This is a genomic window from Silvibacterium dinghuense, from assembly GCF_004123295.1.
GTDB classification, from domain to species: Bacteria; Acidobacteriota; Terriglobia; order Terriglobales; family Acidobacteriaceae; genus Silvibacterium; species Silvibacterium dinghuense.
On record NZ_SDMK01000002.1, the window covers coordinates 598,091 to 618,119 of the forward strand.

Genomic DNA, 20,029 nt, shown 5'->3' on the forward strand with positions numbered 1-20,029 from the left:
GGCGCATGGAATACGGGGCTTACGTTTGACCGATCAGATCGTCATCCGCGGCGCGCGGACTCACAACCTGAAAAACATCGACGTCGATATCCCGCACGGCAAACTCACCGTCGTGAGCGGTGTCTCCGGATCGGGCAAATCCTCGCTCGCCTTCGATACGGTCTACGCCGAGGGCCAGCGCCGCTACGTCGAGTCGCTCTCCGCCTATGCCCGCCAGTTCCTCGAACGCATCGAAAAGCCCGACGTGGACCTCATCGACGGCCTTGCCCCGGCTATCGCAATCAAGCAGAAGAACTCCACGCGTAACCCGCGTTCGACCGTAGCCACCGCGACCGAAATCTACGATTACATGCGCCTGCTGTGGGCGCGCTGCGGCACCGTGCATTGCATCGTCTGCAACGGCGTGGTCCGCCGTGACTCGGTCGATGAAATCGCCGCTGCGATCCTCGCCCTCGGAGACGGCACACGCCTGCACGCGCTCTTCCCCATCAAGCCTACGCAGCGGCCTGAGCTCGCCGCAGAGTCCGCGCCCGAAGAGCCTGCGAAACCGGCACGCGCAAAGAAGACCGCCCGCAAGAGTACGAAGAAGATTGCCGAAGAATCGCCGCTGACGGACGAACTGAAAGAACGTCTCTCCGACCTGCGCAAGCGCGGCTTCAATCGTCTCTATCAAAACGGCAACATCTACGAATTTTCCACGCCCGAGTCGCTGCTCGAGATCAATTTTGCACTGCCCGTTTTCATTCTGGTGGACCGTATTGTGGTCTCACCGGAGAACCGCGCCCGCATCGTCGATGCGGCTGAAATCGGCTATCGCGAGACCGGCGAAATCCTCTTCGAGATTGTCCTCCGCCCCGCTGATCCAGACGGTCAGCAGGAGCCTGAGCGCGAACGCCTGCGCTTCTCCGCCGCCTTCGAGTGCAAGAACTGCCATCGTCTCTATCGCGAGCCCGAGCCGCGCCTCTTCTCGTTCAACAACCCGTTCGGCGCCTGCCCGCGCTGCCAGGGATTCGGCAATACCATCGATTTCGATCTCGACCTCATCATTCCCGATAAGTCGAAGAGCCTCGAAGACGGCGCGATCGATCCGTGGAATCGCCCGAAATACCGCAGCTACTTCACGGAACTGAAGCGCGCGGCGAAACAGCACGGCATTCCCATGGATGTGCCCTGGTGGGATCTGACGCTCGATCAGCAGACCTTTGTCCTCGACGGGCACGGCAGCTTCCTCGGCGTGCATGGTTTCTTCCATTTCCTTGAGACGAAGAAGTACAAGCTGCACGTGCGCGTGATGCTTTCGAAGTATCGCGGCTACGCCACATGCCCCGAGTGCAAGGGTCAGCGGCTGCGTGCCGAGGCTCGTGCCGTGCGCATCGCCGGCAAGAACATCTGCGACGCTGCCGCACTTACCATCCGCAATGCGAATGACTTCTTCCAATCCATCGAGCTCTCGCCCATGCAGCAGGAGATCGCCGGCAGCATCCTCACCGAAGCACGGCAGCGCCTGCACTTCCTCGACGAAGTCGGCCTCGATTACCTTACGCTCGACCGCCTCGCATCGACGCTCTCCGGCGGCGAATCGCAGCGTATCCAGCTCGCAACCTCGCTTGGCTCGCGACTCGTCGGCGCACTCTATGTGCTCGATGAGCCTTCCATCGGCCTGCACACCCGCGACACGGCCAAGCTCATCCGCATTCTCGAGAGCCTGCGCGATCTCGGTAACACCATCCTCGTCGTCGAGCACGATCCCGACGTCATCCGCGCTGCGGACCACCTGCTCGATCTCGGCCCCGGCGCCGGGGAGTTCGGCGGCAAGCTGCTGGCCAGCGGTACGGTTGCGGAAGTCGAACACAATCCCGACTCGATCACGGGCCGCTATCTCTCAAACCATCTCACCATTCCCGTGCCCACGCGCCGCCGCGAGCCGGGTGGACCGAAGGACTGGATCAATCTTCGCGGCGCGCGCGCCAACAATCTCAAGGGACTGAACATCGACATCCCCATGGGCATGCTGGTCGCCATCACCGGCGTCTCGGGCTCGGGTAAGTCCACGCTCGTGCATGAGGTGCTCTACAAAGTCATCGCGCATCAGCTCGGCAAAACCGAGGGCGGCGACCCATCGAATCTCTACAAGGAGATCAAGAACGCCGACCGCCTGAATGACATCGTGCTCGTCGATCAGAACCCTATTGGCCGCACCCCGCGCTCAAATCCCGTTACCTACATCAAGGCCTTCGACGCTATCCGCGAGCTCTTCGCCTCGCAGCCCGAAGCGCAGCGCCGCGGCTACGGCGCCGGGCACTTCTCCTTCAACGTCCCCGGCGGGCGTTGCGATGTCTGCGAAGGCGATGGCACGGTGACCGTCGAGATGCAGTTCCTGGCCGACGTGGAACTGCCCTGCGAGGAGTGCGGCGGCACGCGTTACAAGGCCAGCACGCTCGAAATCAAGTACAAGGGCAGGAATATCCACGAAGTCCTCGGCATGACCGTGAAGGAAGCCCTGCGCTTCTTCACCGGCACGCCGAAAATCGTGGATAAGCTTGCCGTCCTCGAAGAAACCGGCCTGGGCTATGTACGTCTCGGGCAGTCGGCCACCACGCTCTCCGGCGGTGAGGCGCAGCGCGTGAAGCTGGCCGCGCACCTGGCCACCGTGCGCAGCGACCCGAAGAAGCAGAGCCGCGTGCTTTACATCCTCGACGAGCCCACCACCGGCCTGCACTTCGACGACGTCAGCAAGCTGCTGCAGGCCTTCCGCAAACTCATCGACGGCGGCGGCTCGCTGGTGGTCATCGAGCACAATCTCGACGTGATCAAGTCCGCCGACTGGGTGCTCGATCTCGGTCCCGAAGGCGGCTCCGCAGGCGGCCAGTTGGTTGCCGCGGGCACGCCCGAGGAGATTGCCGCCAACGAGTTCTCGCACACCGGCTACTGGCTCGCAAAAGTCCTCGCCGCACGCCGTGAGCCTGTAAACGAATCCGCTTCCTAGCCGTCCCATAGCAGGTGAACTTTTTGCAGCCCCTTCGTATCTCGCTTCTGTCGTTGTTCGTGCTTTCTCCGCTGGCTCTCAGCGCCCAATCGAACCAGCTTCCGCCTGGCTCGTCCGAACCGGATCAGACCCCGGCCAAGCAGCAGTCCGCCGCACCACAGCCCACCGATGGTCCGCTGGCAAACATCGAAAACGAGATCGAGCAGAAGCATTTCGACCAGGCGCGCACGCAGCTTGACCCATACCTTTCCGCACATCCGGATGATGCCCGCGCTCTCTTCGACCGCGGCTATTGCGACGATGCCGAGGACAAGAGCGAGCAGGCTCTCACCTGGTACCGCAAGGCGGTCGCCGCCGATCCCAATCAGTTCGAGCCGCAGATGGCGCTCGGCCTGCTGCTCGCCCAGCAGAACTCGACCGATGACGCCGTAAAGGCGCTCCAGGCCGCCGTCGCCCTTGAGCCCAACCCGCCGAACCCGGCAGCCAAGGCGCAGGCCTACCGCACGCTCGCCCGTTTGCTCGAGAAGTCTAATCCCGACGACGCCCGCGACGCGCTGCTCGCCGCCCTCAAGCTGACTCCGGAGACCACCGACGATACGCTGCTTACCGCCTCCATTGCCGAGGCAGAAGACGATGATGCTGTCGCCGAGCAGGCTTATCGCCAGGTTCTTAAGGTTGAGCCGGAGAACGGTACAGCCATCTCCGGCCTTGCGCACCTGCTCATCGCCCAGAAAAAGTTCGACGAAGCAGCGCCGCTGGTCCACTCCGCGCTGCTCCGCGATCCTGATGATCCGGCGCTGAACGCACAGTACGCTGCTCTGCTCGCTGCGCAGGGTAAAGACGACGAGGCGACTGCCACCCTCGAAAAGCTGCACACGCTGAAGCCGCAGGACCGCCAGGTATCGCTCATGCTCGCCGACTCCTACGTCAGCGCTGGCGCCCTGGATAAGGCCGATGCGCTGTATGCAGCCCTCATCGCCGCCTCACCCAACGATGCGGACCTGCTCTCGGCCCGCGGCCAGGTGCTCATCGAGGAGCAGAAGAATGCCGAGGCGTTGCCCCTTTTCCAGCAGGCCGTAAAGCTGGCTCCACAAAACGCCGATGCATGGAGTGGGGTAGCCTTCGCCGCCTCGAAAACCGGCAATCCCACCCTGGAACTGGATGCTCTTGCAGCCAGATCAAAATTGGCCCCCGAAACGCCTGCTACTTACTTTCTTTGGGCCACCGCGCATGACAAGCTGCACCATACCAAGCAGGCAGTGGAGTATTATCGTCTGTTCCTGAGCGCAGCTCAGGGCAAGCTGCCGGACGAGGAGTGGCAGGCGAAGCAGAGGCTGGCGCTTCTCGCCAAGTAGACATCCCACGCCGTAGACGTGCCGTAGCACCGGGAGGTGCACCATGCGGTTCGTAAGACTTATTCTTCTCACCGTCGCCGCCCCCACGGTTCTGGCTCTCAGCCCATCCTCAGCCCAGGCGGCCACAGAAAAATTCCTGGACAGCCAGCAGATCGCGGCGCTCGAGACACGCGCCGCGCAGGCCGCTCCGAAAGAGCAATGCTTCCTGTACGCGGAGCTCGCTCATTCCATGGCAGAGATTGCCGGCCAGCAGCTCAATGCCGGAGACGAGCGCGATGCCGCCGAGTCCATCCGAGCGGTTCAGCGATACGCAGACAAGATCCACATGAATGTCGCGGACGACGCGCGCAAGCTCAAGAACGCGGAGATCCTCATGCGGCAGACGGCTTTCCGCCTGAAGGCGATCATGCTCGACGCCTCGCTCGATGACCGCCCCTCGCTTGAAAGCACCCTGAAGCAGCTCGATAAGGTGGAATCCGAAATGATGCTCCAGGTTTTCCGGCACTGAGTTTGCAGGACAAAAAGCACAATCTGGCCATCCTGCATCTAAAGTGATGGAGTGAAAGAAAACTCTGTGCCAGCCAGTCTCATTTCGCGCAGCCGTACTAACTGCCCCCCCTGCAGCCGGCGGTCCCTGTCCAGGCTTGTCGTTTCTTTGCTGTTCTGCGCCGCTTTTCTCGCACCCGCGTTTCTCCATGCGCAGAATGACAAAGATCCGCTCAACGACCAGGAAGTGGACCAGATCCGCGAACTGCGCAATCAGCCCGTGGAGCGCATCAAGCTCTACCAGAAATTCATCGAGGCGCGGATCAGCGCCATCAAAGAGATTGGCGCACACCCGAAGACAGACGATCGCAAGGCCGAGTTGCGGGCCAAGCTCGAAGAGTTCACCCATCTCTCCGATGAGCTGCAGGACAATCTCGAGACCTTCGATGACTCCCATGCGGATATACGCAAAGCGTTAAAGGATCTCGTTCCGGTCAGCTCGAAGTGGAAGGAAATTCTCCAGGCCGCAGTTCCCGATCCGGCCTATGATTTTTCCCAGGAAACCGCCCTCGACTCTGCACAAAGCACAGCCGATCAGGCCCGCGAACTCCTCCAGAGCCAGCAAAAGTATTTTGCCGAACACAAAAACGAAGCCAATAAAAATGGCACCGGTCCCAGTTAGGTCGAGAAATCTCTCTTCTTACGCTTCTTGATATCCTTGAAGCAGTGAATCCTGAGCTCGTCCGCTGGTTTGAAGAGGAGTATCGTGTGCTGCGCCCGCGCGCACCGATGCCTGCCTTCGAAGTCCGTTTCTACCGCTTCACCAGCCTCAACACCACCATCCGGCTCCGCGAAGGCGTTCTGAAAGTCCGGCTCTCGGACATCCTGGAAAGCGCCCCTGAGTCTGTTCTCCGCGCCATCGCGCATATTCTTATCGCCAAGCTCTACCGCAAGCCGATCGAGACGGCACACGCGACGCGGTACCGGCGCTACACCTCCAGTGAGGTCGTCGTGCGGCATACCGAGCGCATCCGCCAGTCACGCGGCCGCAAACGCATCTCCACAGCCAAGGGCGACCACTACGACCTCGACGAAGTCTTCGAGTCCATCAATATCCGCTTCTTTCATGGATTGCTCGGCCGCCCCATGCTTACCTGGAGCGAGCATCGCGCGCGCCGCCTGCTGGGCCACTATGACGCGGCACATAACACCATCATGATCAGCAAGGTGTTCGACCGCCGCAACACTCCGCGCTATGCCATCGAATACCTGATGTACCACGAAATGCTGCATCTCAAGCATCCGGTGAAGACCCGTAACGGACGCCGCTGCGTGCATTCGCGCGAGTTCCAGGCCGACGAGAATCTCTTCCCCGAGCTTGACCAGGCCAAGGCCTTTCTCCGCACGTTATAGACACGCATCCCTGTTAGACTCAGCTTCGAGCCGGGTTCCATCCGGCCTCGATTTTCTTCAAGGAGTCACCGTGTCCGAAAACCAGCCCCAGAATGAAGTGAAGATCACCGTCCGCCCCAACGGCCCATTCCGCGTAGAAGGCGCCGTCACGCTGGTCGATGCTCAGGGAGGCCAGTGGGATCTGACCGGCAAGCCGGCTTTCTCGCTCTGCCGCTGCGGCGCCTCCGCCAACAAGCCTTTCTGCGATGGCGCGCACAACAAGATCGGCTTCCAGGCCAATGACACCGCACCGCCGCCGGCCGTTCCTCCCACCGCCACCGAGAACAGCTAACCTCCCTTTCAAGACCGGAGGCCGGCAGCGCGCCCCCTCGCCTGCCGGCCTTTCAGTATTTCTGGATGTCTTCCGCAGAGCGCGACCAGCGGGAGCGGAGGCCGAAGGCAATCCGCCCTGCGCGGAGCAGCCGGACTCGCCAGCAGCCTGCAAGTGGCGGACAATAGGTGCATGAGTACCACAAGCCCGTTCACCGATGTACCCGGCGCCCTGGCGGAGTTTCGCGCCGGCCGCATGATCGTCGTCGTCGACGATGAGGATCGCGAAAACGAAGGCGACCTCACCCTGCCCGCTGAGTTCGTCACTCCGGAAGCCATCAATTTCATGGCGAAGTATGGCCGCGGGCTCATCTGCCTCACACTGACCGAAGAGCGCGCCGACTACCTGCGTCTCGATCCGATGACGCAACAGAACTCTTCGCGTTTCGGCACCGCCTTCACAGAGACCATCGAAGCGCGCGAAGGCGTAACCACCGGCATCTCCGCCGCCGACCGCGCTCACACCATCAAGGTCGCCATCGATCCGCGTTCGACGGCGCACGATCTCGCCCGCCCTGGCCATGTCTTCCCGCTCCGCGCCCGCCGCGGCGGCGTTCTCGTCCGCGCCGGACAGACCGAGGCCTCGGTCGATCTCTCCCGCATGGCTGGCCTCGTGCCCGCAGGCATCATCTGCGAAATCATGAATGACGACGGCAGCATGGCGCGCGTACCCGACCTCATCAAGTTCTGCGAAGAGCACAACATGAAGATGCTCACCGTCGCCGAGCTTATCCGCTACCGGCTGCAGAACGAGCGCTACATCTTCCGCGTCGCTGAGAGCGTGCTCGACACCCCGCACGGCGAATTCCGCGTCATCGCCTATGAGAGCGAAGTCAACGGCGGAGAAAGCCATCTCGCTCTCGTCAAGGGCGACGTCGGCAAAGGCGATCAGCCTGACCTCGTCCGCGTGCATTCGCATTGCCTGGCCGGCGACATCTTCGGCGCATCCACCTGCGACTGCCGTCATCTCGTGCAGCAATCTCTGAAACAGATCGCGGAAGCCGGACACGGCGCTCTCATCTATCTGCACAACACCACCCGCGGCTTCGACATCGACCGCACCGTGCAGCCGCATCGCATTCTCTTCCATCGCGAAGCGCGCACCAGCGATCCAGACCGACACCAGCGCATCCTGCGCCAGGTCGGACTCGGCGGCCAGATTCTCGCCGACCTCGGCATCACCCGCATCCGCCTGCTCTCGAACACACCTACACACGTGCCTGCTCTCCAGGGCTTCAACGTGGAGATCGTTGAACAAGTGCCTGTGCTCGCGGCCTCACCACAGGAGACGACATAAAGCGGGAACTTTCTTCCTGCTGTTTGCGTAGCCGGTAAAGGCGCATCTGCGCTAAAGCTTTACCCGGGAGCCAACTTCTATGCGACGCTTGTTGTACGCCGCCCTTACTGCACTGCTCTTCTGCGTGGCCGCTCACTCAGCCCACGCAGAGGGCGACCGGGTTTCCTTCCTGCACGATATCCACGTCACATCGAATGAAGAGGCGCATGACCTTGTCTGCTTTGCCTGCTCTATTCATGTCGATGGTCCGGTTCACGGCGACACGGTCGCCTTCCTTGGCAGTATCCAGGGCAATGCGCCCATTGACGGCGATGCCGTCGCCTTTCTCGGGGACATCACCATCGGACCCAATGGGCATGTCGACAAGGACTGTGTCGCATTTCTGGGTTCGGTCCTACAGCACGAGCCAGGACAAGTGGGCAAGGATGTCGTCGAATTCCCTTTCATCCTGATTCTCATCCCCATCTGCCTCATTGTGTTTATCGTTTATCTCGTGCGCGCCCTGTTCCGCCGCCCGCGGCCACCCTTCCCCATGCCACCACCACCGCCTTTCAGATAGCGCAAGTAGCAATGCGTGCCTCACATCTCGTTCTGCTCAAGATGTGGGTCGCAGAACGCCGAAAAGATCGTGCTCCCCCACTCAAGCCAAAAGCAGGCTTGAATGGGCCACCCGGCCAGTGCCGCGACCAACGGGAGCAGAGGCCGAAGGCGGAAGGCCTGAACGGCCAGTCCCCTGTTACCCTCGATAGAGAATCCTGCAGTAGATCGAGGCACATTGGTACCCGTTCGACCCTTTGAATATCCCGGCAGCAAGGCTCCGCTCTCCTGCGGACCCGTTTCGCTCGCATCGCTCGCCAAGAAGCACGGCACGCCGCTCTACGTCTATTCGGCAGATGCCATCCGCTATCGCTTCGGCCTATTCCAGCAGGCCTTCGCCGGACAGCGCCATCTCATCTGCTACGCCGTCAAGGCAAACTCCTCGCTCGCGATTCTTAAACTGCTCGCCGCCGAAGGCGCAGGCTTCGATATCGTCTCGGGCGGTGAACTCGAGCGCGTGCTCGCCGTCGCTCCCGAGGCCGCAGGCCGCGTCGTCTTCTCCGGCGTCGGCAAGACCGCACCCGAGCTCGATCTTGCGCTCCGCTCCGGCATTCTGCTCTTCAACGTGGAGAGCGAAGGCGAGCTCGAGCTTCTCGCCGAGCGTGCCGCGAAGCTTCGCAAGCGCGCCCGCATCGCCCTGCGCGTCAATCCTGATGTCTTTGCCGAGACGCATCCCTACATCTCCACCGGCCTGCGCGAGCACAAGTTTGGCATCGATATCCGCCGTGCCCGCGCCGTCTATCGCCGCGCCGCTCAGGACAAGTGGCTTGAGCCAGCAGGCATCAGCGTCCACATCGGCTCACAGATTCGTACCGCCGACCCCTTCGGCGCCGCTGCCGATCGTGTTGCCAAGCTGGTTCGCGATCTCCGCAAAGATGGCCTGCCCATCCAGTACCTCGACGCAGGCGGTGGCCTCGGCATTGAATATCACGCTGCTCAGCCCTTCCATCCCGAAGAGAAGGTACAGCAATACGCCGCAGCAGTACGCGCAGCGGTCAGCGAGCTCTCCGACATCACGCTGCTGCTCGAGCCCGGCCGCTTTCTCGTCGCACAGGCCGGTGCGCTTCTCGCCCGTGTCCTCTATGTGAAGAAGAATGGCGAGAAGACCTTCGTCATCACCGATGCGGGCATGAACGATCTCATCCGCCCCACGCTCTACCAGGCGCATCATGAGATTCTGCCCGTCGAGCCACCATCCTCGCGCCGCACCATCACGGCGGATGTGGTCGGCCCGGTCTGCGAGAGCGGCGACTTCTTCGCCCGCGACCGCGTGCTTGCGCCGCTTAAGCCTGGCGACCTCGTCGCCATTCTGGACGCAGGCGCCTACGGCATGTCACTCGCCTCGAATTACAACACCCGTGGCCGCGCCGCCGAGGTGCTGGTCGAAGGCAAGCGCGCACGGCTGATCCGCCGCCGCGAAACATTAGCTGACATGTTAAGTACGGAGACTCCTTAGCTGTTAGCCACTAGCTTCTAGCTCTTAGCTGCAGTGGCCGCCACAACGCACGCGGTGCCCGCGATCTGGCTAGAAGCTAAAAGCTAGCAGCTAATAGCTTCTTCACCTTGTCATCACGCCATCCACGCAGGTATGTTGATGGCGTGATGACTCGCGCCCTGAAAGTCGCTGCCCCTCTTGTCTTCGCATTTTCACTCACCGCCCTGGCTGCCAATTCTCTTGTCGTCAAGACAAATAAAGGAAAAGTCCAGGGCGCTCCGACCTCCGATGGTCAGGTCATCGCCTTCAAAGGCATCCCTTACGCCGCCCCACCGGTCGGCGATCTCCGCTGGAAGCCACCGATCCCCGCGGAAAAGTGGAACGGCATCCGGCAGGCTACCGAGTACGGCTCACACTGCGTGCAGACCAATCCCTTCCCGGACATGGTTTTTCATGATCCCAGCGAGAGCGAGGACTGCCTGACGCTGAATGTATGGGTGCCAAAAGGCGCAAAACCAGGCTCGCTGCCCGTCATGGTCTGGATCTATGGCGGCGGCTACTATGCCGGTGGAACCTCCGAGGCTCGCCAGGACGGCCAGTTCCTCGCGCATCGCAACGTGGTCGTGGTAACCCTCAACTATCGCCTCGGCATCTTCGGATTCTTTGCCCATCCCGGCCTCAGCGCCGAATCGCCGCATCACGCATCCGGCAACTATGGCCTCATGGATCAGACTGCAGCCATCGAATGGGTCGTGCGCAACATCAAGGCCTTCGGTGGCGATCCGAAGAACCTTACTCTCTTCGGGGAGTCCGCAGGATCGTTCTCCGTCAGCGCGCAGCTGGCCTCGCCGCTTGCAAAAGACCATATTCAGAAGGCCATCGGCGAGAGCGGAGCCGCCTTCTTCAGCAGCGGGCTGAGCTTCCCCGCACGCGAAGCTGCAGAGAAAATCGACGCAGACTTTGCCGAAGCAGCCTTCCACACGACGAATATTGCAGATCTGCGCAAAGTCTCCGCTGCGGATCTGGTAAAAGCCTCGACGGCGAAGACCACGCCGCCTCCGCCGCGCTTTGGCCCGGATGTCGACGGCTATTTCCTGCCCGACAGCGTGCCCAATATCTACGCTGCCGGAAAGCAGGCGCACATCCCCCTGCTCGCAGGATGGAACGCGGATGAGGTTCGCGGTGCTGTCCTGCTCGCTCCGCAGAAAATGACCGCCGAGCGCTTCAGAACCCAGGCCCAGGCCGAGTTCACGACGAACGCCGACAGGTTCCTTGAGCTCTACCCTGCGAATACCGACGAAGAGGCCGTACAGTCGGCCGGAGACTACGTCAGCGATCGCTTCATCGCGTTCTCCACCTGGCGCTGGCTAGAAGCACAGGTAAAGACCGGGAGCGCGCCTGTCTATCGCTACCGCTTTGACCTGCCCGCTCCCACGGATAAGTTCCACCCCGTCGCCACCGGCGCATTCCACTCCGATGACATCGAATACGTCTTCGGCACACTCGATTCACGGCCGGATGCGAAGTGGCGTCCCGAAGACCGCGCGCTCTCCGACCAGATTCAGCAATACTGGACCAATTTCGCCCGCACCGGCGATCCCAATGGCCCAGGTCTGCCGAAGTGGCCCACCTACAACGCGGATGACGACTGGCAGATCATGCATCTGAATGCGACATCGGAAGCCAAACCCGAAGTTCAGCGCGACCGTTATCTCTTCCTCGACAGCGTATGGAGCGCTCCGAAAAAGCCGTAACCTCTTCTCGAAACGCAAAAAAGACCGCCTGGCTCCTCATTGGAACCAGGCGGTCCTTGCTTTCTCCCTGAAAGCTACGACTTGGCTTCCACCGCGGCAACTGTGATCGTATCGCCGTCAACGGTGCCCGTCACGGTTACATCTTCACCGGCATGCGCGGCCACAGCATCGGTCTTGCCCTTCAGTTGATAGACCTTCCCGTCCTTCACCAGCACCGGCTGGCTGCCGCCCTTCATGCATCCCTTGATGCACTTGGTTGCGGCCTCACTTGGTGAGCTATGCTCAGCGCCGCAGTGCGCTTCGCTGACAAACCCTGAGATCTGCTGCGCAGGTTGCGCAAAAAGAACCGGAACACCCAAAACCAGGGTTCCCACGATTGCTGCCATCCGAATCTTCATACTGCCTCCTCGCTGCCTGCTCATCTTACCCACCCGAGTTTACGCTACTTCTCCTGGTCGCCCGCTGTAAAGCCTGTCCACGGCCCTGCTTTCATATCGCGCAACACAGGCGCCTGCCAGGAATATTCCGGATGCGCCGCCAGAAACGGCTTGGCCAGAAAGTCCTCGCCGCACGGATGCCCGGCACGCGCCACGATGCCCATCTTTGCCGCCATGTCGCTATCTGTAGCTTTGCCCTGCACCGCGCCGCCCGGATAGTACGGCCCCCAGTCCCACTGCGGCACGCCATCCTTCGTCGCGTCCACATGTCCGCACAAGGAGCGCTCGCCGGCTTTCTCCGTCTTCAGGAAGCTGTCTTCATGATCGGCAAGAAACCGCTCCGCCAGGGATACATCGATTCTGCCTTTGTACTCCTTCATCAGCTGCTCCCAGCGCACGCGCCGCGCATTCGGAGAGGAGGACAGGTCGTTGATATTGAAACCATCCGTCTCGTCCTTGATCAGGCTTGGATCGCGCGCAAAGTTTGAGCTGACAAAGTAGCCATCCTTCTTTCGCCACACCGGCGAGTGCTTCAGACCGAGTTCGAGATAGGCGATCTCACCAGTTTTTCGATCGCCGATCAACCAGTCATTCGCATAGCCGCCATTATTCCCTTCAAGCATCGTGGCGAGATAATCGTCGATCGAGTTCGCATACTGCAGCGCCTTGCGCGAGCGCACGAACTCCGGCTTGCCCTTCGAGTTCCATCCCTCGAACTGTGTGATCGTCGTTTCGGTCATCAGGATTCCAGCGTCATTGATCCCGAAATCGTCTCCGCTGGTAATGACTCCTGCCGAGCCGTCCATCAGAATGCGGTGTCCTTTTGCCGGCTGCATGTCGAAGATCACCACCGAACGCTCGCCATCGGCATAAGACGACCAGTTATTGTGCGCAATCACAATCTTGCCGTCCTTCGTGTAGCTGCCCGTTGCGATAAACGCGCTGCAGTTCCCCGGGGCCTTCGGATCTGTCTTTGCCAGATCGGGCCGCGCACCCGCCGCCGTCTCCTTGCTCTTGTCCAGCCACGGCACGTAATACTCCGTCAGCTCGGTATTGCCGTTGATCGCCACGATGTCCCAAAGGTCGAGATTGCCTCCGTGCGCCTTCACCCCGGCGGCAATGCCCTTCAGTTCCGCCTGATATTCCGGATCGATCTGCGGCCACAGCATCGTGCGGCTCGCATCGCGAAAGAAGGCCCAGTCGCGATGCGTGGAATGCTCGGCCTCGAGCTTCAATGCCTTGTAGTTGTCCTCTATTTCGTCCGCGAGGAGATAACCGTGCTGAAAGCCGATCGTATCCGGGCTACCCTCAAGATGCACATACGTCCAGCCGCCGCGCTCGAAACGGTAAGCATGCTCTAACCGAGGATCACTGTGATTTTGGGTTGCTGCAAAGCTGAGCGGAGCCGCAAGAGCGGCAACCGCGAAAAGCACACGAAAGAATCGAGACATGCCCGCCTCTGACCGGAAAGAAGGATGGTCTCCATCCTACAGGCTGACGCTCTTCGCTAAAGAAAAAGAGAGCGGCGAATCTTCTCGCCGCTCTCTTGTCACGCTTCCTTGCGGAAGCTGTTTGTTTGCTGCCTGGCTCTAGCGCTTCTTTGCCGGCTTGGCCGGTGCTTTCTTTGCAGGAGCGGCTTTCTTGGCGACAGGCTTGGCCGGGGCCTTTGCCGGAGCAGCTTTCTTCGCGACAGGCTTAGGAGCAGGTTTCGCAGTCTTGACCGGCGCCTTGGCCGTACTCTTCGCCGGAGCGTGCTTCGTGGCAGGTTTCGCAGACTTGGCAGGCGCGGCCGGAGCCGGCTTGTGCGCCGCCTTCGCCGGGGCCTTCGCAACAACCTTGGCTGGAGTGTTCTTTGCCGGGGCTGGCTTGGCCGCAACCGCCTTGGCCGGCACAGCTTTTACCGCAGGCGCAGCCTTCACCGGCTTTGCCGCAGCCTTGGTTGCAACCGCCACAGGTTTCGCTGCCGCCGGTTCCTTCTTCGGCTCGGCTTTCACTTCCGGCTTGGGCTTTGCCTCTGCCTTTGCGGCAACCGGCTTGGCGCGCACCGGAGGAGGCACCGAATGATCCTCGTCCATCTCGTCGTCTGCTTCGTCCTCGTCGTCGAGGTTTCGCTCCGCCTCTTCTTCGAGTTCGTCGCGGGTAGGCAGATCTTCCTCGTCGTCCAGATCCTCTTCTTCGGCCTTGATCTTCACGCTGCCGCGCTTGCCGCGCGTGCGCTTGATGCTGACCGGCGGAGGAGGAGCCGGCGGCGAATGCGGCTCAAGAAAAGCACGCATGGCTTCGTCCGTCGCCAGATTGCCGTCCATCAGCTGGAAGAAGATCTCCTGCACCAGGTCTTCGTAACCCGGCAGATCCGGCGCAATGCGCATCTCCAGCATCAATGCGGTCGGAATCTTCTGCCGGAATTCCGGCCAGACTGTCGAGAAGTTCTTGAACTTCGTCTGCACCGCGGCATTCTTGCTCGTATAAGCCAGCCACAGCACCGCCTCCGGCGCATAGCTGGTCAGCAGCTTCCAGGTTGCCGAGGGTGAAGCATTTTTCTTATCCAGCAGTTCTTTCTGGAACTCCTTTGCCGACTCGTCCAGATGCTCCCACTGGCGTACAAATCCCGGACGCGGGAAGAGCTTCTTGAGTGCGTCAAGCTCTTTCGCCGGCAGCTTGGCCGTCAGCAGCTGGGTCTGCGCTGCCGAGTGATCCGGATGAATGCCCTGCATCAGCAGCTGGATCAGGGTCGTATGCAGCGCCTCAAGTCCATGCACGTCCGCCTTCGCCGAGGTCCATGCCGGGTCCAGTACCTTCAGCCAGCCTTCGGTCTCGAGCGCCTTCAGCGCCTTCAGACCGTCGTCCTCGTGCCCGATCTCTTCCAGCTCATACCCCTTCAGGTAAGGAGTAATCGCCGCGATCGCATTCTCTTCCTTGGCGTTTTCGTACCGCGTGCGGGTACGCTCGTCCATCTCCCAGCCGGTCCGGGCGAGCAGACGCGTCGCGCGCAGAAGCCGCGATGGATCTTCAATGAAGCCATAGGGGCTCACCAGGCGCAGAATCCGGGCTTCCAGATCGGCAATCCCGTTCAGCGGGTCCAGCAGCAGGCCGTAAGACCCTTCATTCAACGAGACCGCCATCGCATTCGCGGTGAAGTCGCGCCGCCGCAGGTCTTCGAGGATCGGAGCCCACTCGTACACCGGCTTGCCCGGCTTCGGAAAATGCTCCCGCCGGGCGCTCGAAACCTCCACACGGATACCGTGCAGCCAGAAAAACAAAGTGCGGGAGGGCTCGTACTCACCCCACAGCGCGGCGCCTGCTTTCTCTAAATCTTTCTTGAGTTTAAGGGCGTTTCCTTGAACCGAAAAGTCAAGATCGCGCACGGGGAAGCCTGTCGTCAGGTCGCGCACTGCGCCACCCGCCAGAAAGACATTCATGCCGTGCGCACGGGCGACATCGCGAACCGTGGTCAGGGAGTTTCGCTGCGCCAGGGAGAGACGGTTTTCCAGGAGATAAACGTAATCGGGCATGCGTGAACGAATCGCTGCAAAAATCTACGCCTGGACTCCAACTCTTACCTAACTAGTCTTGCTTACAATAAGTTAGAGGCAACTCCCGGGCGTTTACAAATTTTCAATGTACCACACCGTTCCCCGCTTGGCTATACGATTGCACAATTTCTGCGGCATTGCGTGCCGCTCATGCAACAATTCTTTATCATTCCTGGGAAGATTTTCTCCATTCCCATCGAGAAATTTTCGGATCACGCTGCATGTCCTCCAGCCGCAAGAAAGTGATCGTCCGCAAGCTCTCCCGCGACTGGGTACCGGGCTATCTGCCCGCGGACGGCTTCGTCCGGGGCGGCTCGGTGGAACTGCTGGGGCTCGACGGCAAAGTCGCCTTTATCGATGTCACCCAGGTGAAGTGGATCGCCTTCGTCCGCGACTTCAACTCCGGTGAAACGGCGAATCCGGAGCGACTGCTTCGCAAGACCTTCACCGGGCGCCCCCGCACTTCGGGCATCTTTCTCCGCCTCCGGCTTACCGACGGCGAGCTGCTCGAAGGCGTAGCGGCCAATGACTCCAGCCTGATCGCCTCGCACGGCGTCTTCCTCACTCCGCCTGACACCCGCTCCAATACTCAGCGCCTGTGGGTACCGGCCGGGGCGGTCAGCGAGCTGGAGGCGATCTCTGTGATCGGAAACGCAGCGAAACCCAAGCCCGCCTCAAGCCAAGCCCTCGAAACGTCTACGAGCGCCCAGGAAGAACTGTTCTAAGCTTTTCCGCTCATTGGCTACGGAGGACGCGAGCCGGATCGATGGCCGCAACGCGCAGAGCCGGGAGTAGCGATGCCGCCATGGCCAGCAGCAGGATCACCCCCACGGACAGTGCCAGCACTAGTGGATCGACCGGGCTCACTTCAAAGAGGAAGCTGCTGAGAGAGCGTGCAGCGAGGATGGCCCCACCAACTCCGAGCAGGCATCCCCAGATAGCCAGCCGAGCGCCGGAGGCCATCACCAGTGCCAGCACATTGCGCTGCCCTGCTCCCAGAGCCATCCGGATGGCCATCTCCTGCACCCTCTGCTCCGCAGTAAAGGCAATCACCCCATACACCCCCGCTGAGGACAACAACAGGGCCGCGAGCGCAAACGCCGACAACGTGTGCGTATAGAAACTGCGCTCCCCCTCGGCCTGATCCACCTGTGCCTCCATCGTGTGCATGCGATGAAGCGGTAATTGCGGATCGAGTGCGCGCACCTGCTGTTCCAGCAGCGGCATCGCCGCCTGCGGAGCCAGCCTCGCCCGCAGCACGATTGCTCCCCCTGAGCCATAGATCAGCGAAGGGTTTCCCACGCTCCCCAATGCTGCCAGACCCTGATCTGCCGTCTCGTAGAACTGCACCTTCCGCGGTCCGTCCGGCGACCCCTCTTTGACGTCCGCGACCTCACCGACGACCGTCAGCCATTGCGTCCCTGTTATCCCCAGCCGTATCCGCCGTCCGATCGGGTCCTGCCCGGGCCACGCCTGCTCTGCCAGCCCCCGACTCACGACTGTGGCCAGTTGCCCCGTCGCGTTGTCCCTCGCATCCAGATAGCGGCCGCGCAATAAGGGAATCCCCATCGCCCGAAAATACTGTCCCTCTACCGAAACCAGCGTCGCCAGATCATGCCCGGCAAGCGATTCCGCATTGCCCTCGGCGAAATACGGCGAATCCTGGTCGACTCCAGAAGCAGGCAGGATCGACGTCATCCCTGCGGCCTCGACACCTGGCAGCAATTCCAACCGCCGCACCAGCTCGCGGTTGAATGCATCCACCTTCTGCTGGCTGTCGTAGACCTTTCCCGGCAATCCGTAGTTCGCCACCACGACATTCTCCGGCGCAAAGCCCAGAGGTACCGCCCGCATCCGCGCGAAGCTGCGCAACAGCAGTCCGGCCGAGGCCAGCAGGATCAGAGCTACGGCTATCTCCATCACGACCAGACCGGAGCGCAGCCTCCCATGCACAGCACCGGAGCTTGCCGTCCGTCCGCCCTCGCTGAGCGTTGCATTCACCGGCACCCGCACCGCGGCAAAGGTCGGAGCCAGAGCACAGACTATGCCGGTCGCCATGGCCAATCCTAGAGCCAGCAACACCACCTGCGGGTTCAGGTGTATCCCATTCAGCCGCGGCAGCGTCTCCGGCAATGTGGCCACCAGCACCCGATCCGCTATCGCCGCCGCCAGCATCCCTAGCGTGGCTCCGGACAGGCTGAGGAGCAGGCTTTCCACCACTGCCTGCCGCAGCAGGTCTCCAGGACGCGCACCCAGCGCCAGCCGCACGGCGATCTCCCGCCGCTGCTCAATTGCCCGCACCAGCATCCAGCCGGCGGTATTGGCACAGGCAATCAGCAGGACAACGAGCACCGCAGCCGAAAGCGTCTTCAGCAGCGGCTGCGAGGCCTCCACCGTTTCCTCCAGCAGCCCCCGGACCACCGGATGCACGGTGTAGCCCGCTATCGCCGCAGCATGCTCTCGCACCGTTTCGGCTGATACGACAGCAGCATCCTCGGCGGCGACAGCGCGGCTCACACCTGCTTTCAGACGTCCCACCATATAGAACTGCCAGTCGGCGGCCTCTGTGGTCAACTCATCCTGCGTCAGGGACATCGGCACCCAGAGCTCGCTGTGCTCCTCATGCCCAAGCACCAGCGGGAAATCGAAGCCGCGCGGCATGACGCCAATCACCACGTATGGCCGGCGGTTCAGCTGAACAGTCTTACCCAGTACCGCGGGATCGGCCTGAAACCTCGCCTTCCAGGTTCCATAGCTGAGCACCGCCAGCCGTTCCTGCCGTTCATCCTCGGCCTGCGTATACCAGCGCCCCAGCAGCGGATGCACTCCGAGCGCAGTAAACACCCCGCTCGACATGCGCGCCCCGCGCACAATCGCCGGCTCGCCTGCGCCGCTCAGCTCCAGGCTCAAAGAGAGATACCCACCCAGTCCATCGAAGCTGTGTGTCTGATGGATGTAATGCAGAATGTCCGGACCGGTGACTCCTTCTTCACCATTGCCGGTGATTCCCGGCCCCTGAAGGACATCGGTCAACACGACCAGCCGGTCAGAATCGGGAAACGGCAGCCGATGGAGAAGAACACCTTCCACCACAGAAAAAACCGCTGTTGCCGAGCCGATTCCCAGCGCCAGCATCAAAATGACTCCGATGGAATACCGGGGAGAGGCCCACAGGCGGCGTGCCGCGAGGCAGATGTCCAGAATCACGAGTGAAGGCACCTCGGGAACGGCAGCAGAGGATAGAGGCGGTACAACTTAGTAAGCGGCGAAAGCTCCTGCCTCGTCAAGCCGAAGCGGCTCCAGAGCAAATCCCTCACACGGTACAATCGCCACCATGAAGCTCGCTGAACTGGCGCTGTTGCTCGACGCGGAACTGCATGGCAATGGGGATCTGGAAGTCAACGGCGTTGCCGGCATCGAACATGCCGGTCCCGACCAGGTTACCTTTGTCGCCAATTCCCGCTACACCGCCCTGGCACGCACCACTGCTGCAGCAGCCGTCGTCGTAGCTCCGGATTTTCCTGAAATCTCCGCCGCGACGCTGCGCCTGAAGAACCCCTACTTTGCCTGGTCGAAGGCCATCCGCATCTTCCATCCTGACCCGGTCTACGCGCCCGGCATTCATCCCTCGGCCTCGATTCATCCCACGGCCACCATCGGCAAGGATGCTCATATCGGAGCCTTCGTCGCGGTCGAGGAAGGCGCGGTCATCGGCGATCATGCCGTACTTCTGCCCCATGCCGTGATCTACCCTTACGCGGTCATCGGCGATCACTTCTTTGCCCACGCGCACTCCGTGGTCCGTGAGCACTGCCGTATCGGGAACCACGTCGTTCTCCAGAACGGCGTGGTCGTCGGCTGCGACGGATTCGGTTTTGCCAAAGACAATGCCGGCGCCTGGCAGAAAATCCCTCAGCCCGGCCCGGTCGTCATCGGCGACCATGTCGAGATCCAGGCCAACTCCTGCATCGATCGCGCCAGCGTCGGGGAAACCCGCATCGACTCCGGCGTCAAGGTCGACAACCTCGTCCAGGTGGGCCACGGCTCCAGTGTCGGGGAGCATACCCTGCTCTGCGCCCAGGTGGGCCTTGCCGGATCGTCGGAGATTGGCCGGAATGCCATCCTCGCCGGTCAGGCCGGCGTCGCCGGTCACTGCCGCCTGGGGGACGGCGTCATCATGACCGCGCAATCCGGCGTCTCCCATGATGTGCCCGACGGCAAGATGATCAGCGGCTCCCCAGCCTTCGACAATCGCCAGTGGCTGCGCTCCACGGCCATCTTCACTCGCCTGCCGGACATTGTGCGTCAATTGCAGAAACGGGATAAACCGGAGAAAACAAATCTGTAAGAGAGCGGCGAAGTTCTCC

16 protein-coding genes are annotated in these 20,029 nt (G+C 61.5%); 12 read left to right on the forward strand and 4 right to left on the reverse strand.

The genetic code is table 11. From position 1 onward, the window contains the following. Positions 1-25: 25 nt before the first annotated feature. The 10 genes from uvrA to ESZ00_RS11735 all read left to right on the forward strand — a co-directional run bounded on the left by uvrA (position 26) and on the right by ESZ00_RS11735 (position 11,692). Positions 26-2,986, forward strand: a complete 2,961-nt coding sequence (gene uvrA, locus ESZ00_RS11690) for an excinuclease ABC subunit UvrA (protein WP_129208450.1) — start codon at positions 26-28, stop codon at positions 2,984-2,986. A gap of 23 nt (positions 2,987-3,009) precedes the next feature. Next, positions 3,010-4,341 (forward strand): tetratricopeptide repeat protein, encoded by a 1,332-nt coding sequence (locus ESZ00_RS11695; RefSeq protein ID WP_164981481.1) that lies wholly within the window; start codon positions 3,010-3,012, stop codon positions 4,339-4,341. 43 nt (positions 4,342-4,384) lie between these two features. After that, positions 4,385-4,849: a hypothetical protein gene (locus tag ESZ00_RS11700; protein WP_129208452.1), complete on the forward strand. Its 465-nt coding sequence runs from the start codon at positions 4,385-4,387 to the stop codon at positions 4,847-4,849. 147 nt (positions 4,850-4,996) lie between these two features. Then, entirely contained in the window at positions 4,997-5,509 is a 513-nt protein-coding gene (locus ESZ00_RS11705; protein ID WP_129208453.1) for a hypothetical protein, read from the forward strand. Between the two features lie 44 nt (positions 5,510-5,553). Beyond that, positions 5,554-6,240 (forward strand): M48 family metalloprotease, encoded by a 687-nt coding sequence (locus tag ESZ00_RS11710; protein WP_129208454.1) that lies wholly within the window; start codon positions 5,554-5,556, stop codon positions 6,238-6,240. A 70-nt stretch (positions 6,241-6,310) separates the two neighbouring features. Next, a complete protein-coding gene (locus tag ESZ00_RS11715; RefSeq protein WP_129208455.1) occupies positions 6,311-6,571 on the forward strand; it encodes a CDGSH iron-sulfur domain-containing protein in 261 nt (86 codons plus the stop codon). A 171-nt stretch (positions 6,572-6,742) separates the two neighbouring features. Further along, a complete protein-coding gene (gene ribB, locus ESZ00_RS11720) occupies positions 6,743-7,906 on the forward strand; it encodes a 3,4-dihydroxy-2-butanone-4-phosphate synthase (RefSeq protein WP_129208456.1) in 1,164 nt (387 codons plus the stop codon). Between the two features lie 79 nt (positions 7,907-7,985). Then, complete coding sequence (locus ESZ00_RS11725; protein ID WP_129208457.1) at positions 7,986-8,465, forward strand: hypothetical protein; 480 nt, start codon at positions 7,986-7,988, stop codon at positions 8,463-8,465. A gap of 216 nt (positions 8,466-8,681) precedes the next feature. Then, positions 8,682-9,959 (forward strand): diaminopimelate decarboxylase, encoded by a 1,278-nt coding sequence (lysA, locus tag ESZ00_RS11730; RefSeq protein WP_129208458.1) that lies wholly within the window; start codon positions 8,682-8,684, stop codon positions 9,957-9,959. 146 nt (positions 9,960-10,105) lie between these two features. Beyond that, positions 10,106-11,692 carry a carboxylesterase/lipase family protein gene (locus tag ESZ00_RS11735; protein ID WP_229741206.1) on the forward strand — a complete coding sequence of 529 codons (1,587 nt, stop codon included), beginning with the start codon at positions 10,106-10,108 and terminating at the stop codon, positions 11,690-11,692. 74 nt (positions 11,693-11,766) lie between these two features. Here ESZ00_RS11735 and ESZ00_RS11740 read toward each other — a convergent pair whose 3' ends face one another. The 3 genes from ESZ00_RS11740 to ESZ00_RS11750 form a co-directional block, all read right to left on the reverse strand. Further along, positions 11,767-12,090, reverse strand: coding sequence for a DUF5818 domain-containing protein (locus tag ESZ00_RS11740; protein WP_129208460.1), 324 nt, complete (start codon positions 12,088-12,090; stop codon positions 11,767-11,769). 44 nt (positions 12,091-12,134) lie between these two features. Continuing rightward, a complete protein-coding gene (locus ESZ00_RS11745) occupies positions 12,135-13,580 on the reverse strand; it encodes a C45 family autoproteolytic acyltransferase/hydrolase (protein WP_129208461.1) in 1,446 nt (481 codons plus the stop codon). Between the two features lie 138 nt (positions 13,581-13,718). Further along, positions 13,719-15,641 carry a tRNA nucleotidyltransferase/poly(A) polymerase family protein gene (locus ESZ00_RS11750; RefSeq protein ID WP_129208462.1) on the reverse strand — a complete coding sequence of 641 codons (1,923 nt, stop codon included), beginning with the start codon at positions 15,639-15,641 and terminating at the stop codon, positions 13,719-13,721. 242 nt (positions 15,642-15,883) lie between these two features. Here ESZ00_RS11750 and ESZ00_RS11755 point away from each other — a divergent pair, with 242 nt between their 5' ends. Beyond that, positions 15,884-16,387: a DUF6982 domain-containing protein gene (locus ESZ00_RS11755; RefSeq protein WP_129208463.1), complete on the forward strand. Its 504-nt coding sequence runs from the start codon at positions 15,884-15,886 to the stop codon at positions 16,385-16,387. Positions 16,388-16,397: 10 nt separating this feature from the next. Here the strand turns inward: ESZ00_RS11755 and ESZ00_RS11760 are convergent, their stop codons facing one another. After that, on the reverse strand, positions 16,398-18,881 hold the full coding sequence (locus tag ESZ00_RS11760) for an ABC transporter permease (protein ID WP_308419067.1): 2,484 nt from the start codon (positions 18,879-18,881) through the stop codon (positions 16,398-16,400). Positions 18,882-18,996: 115 nt separating this feature from the next. Here ESZ00_RS11760 and lpxD point away from each other — a divergent pair, with 115 nt between their 5' ends. Continuing rightward, positions 18,997-20,010 carry a UDP-3-O-(3-hydroxymyristoyl)glucosamine N-acyltransferase gene (lpxD, locus tag ESZ00_RS11765; protein ID WP_129208465.1) on the forward strand — a complete coding sequence of 338 codons (1,014 nt, stop codon included), beginning with the start codon at positions 18,997-18,999 and terminating at the stop codon, positions 20,008-20,010. The last annotated feature ends 19 nt before the right edge of the window (positions 20,011-20,029 follow it).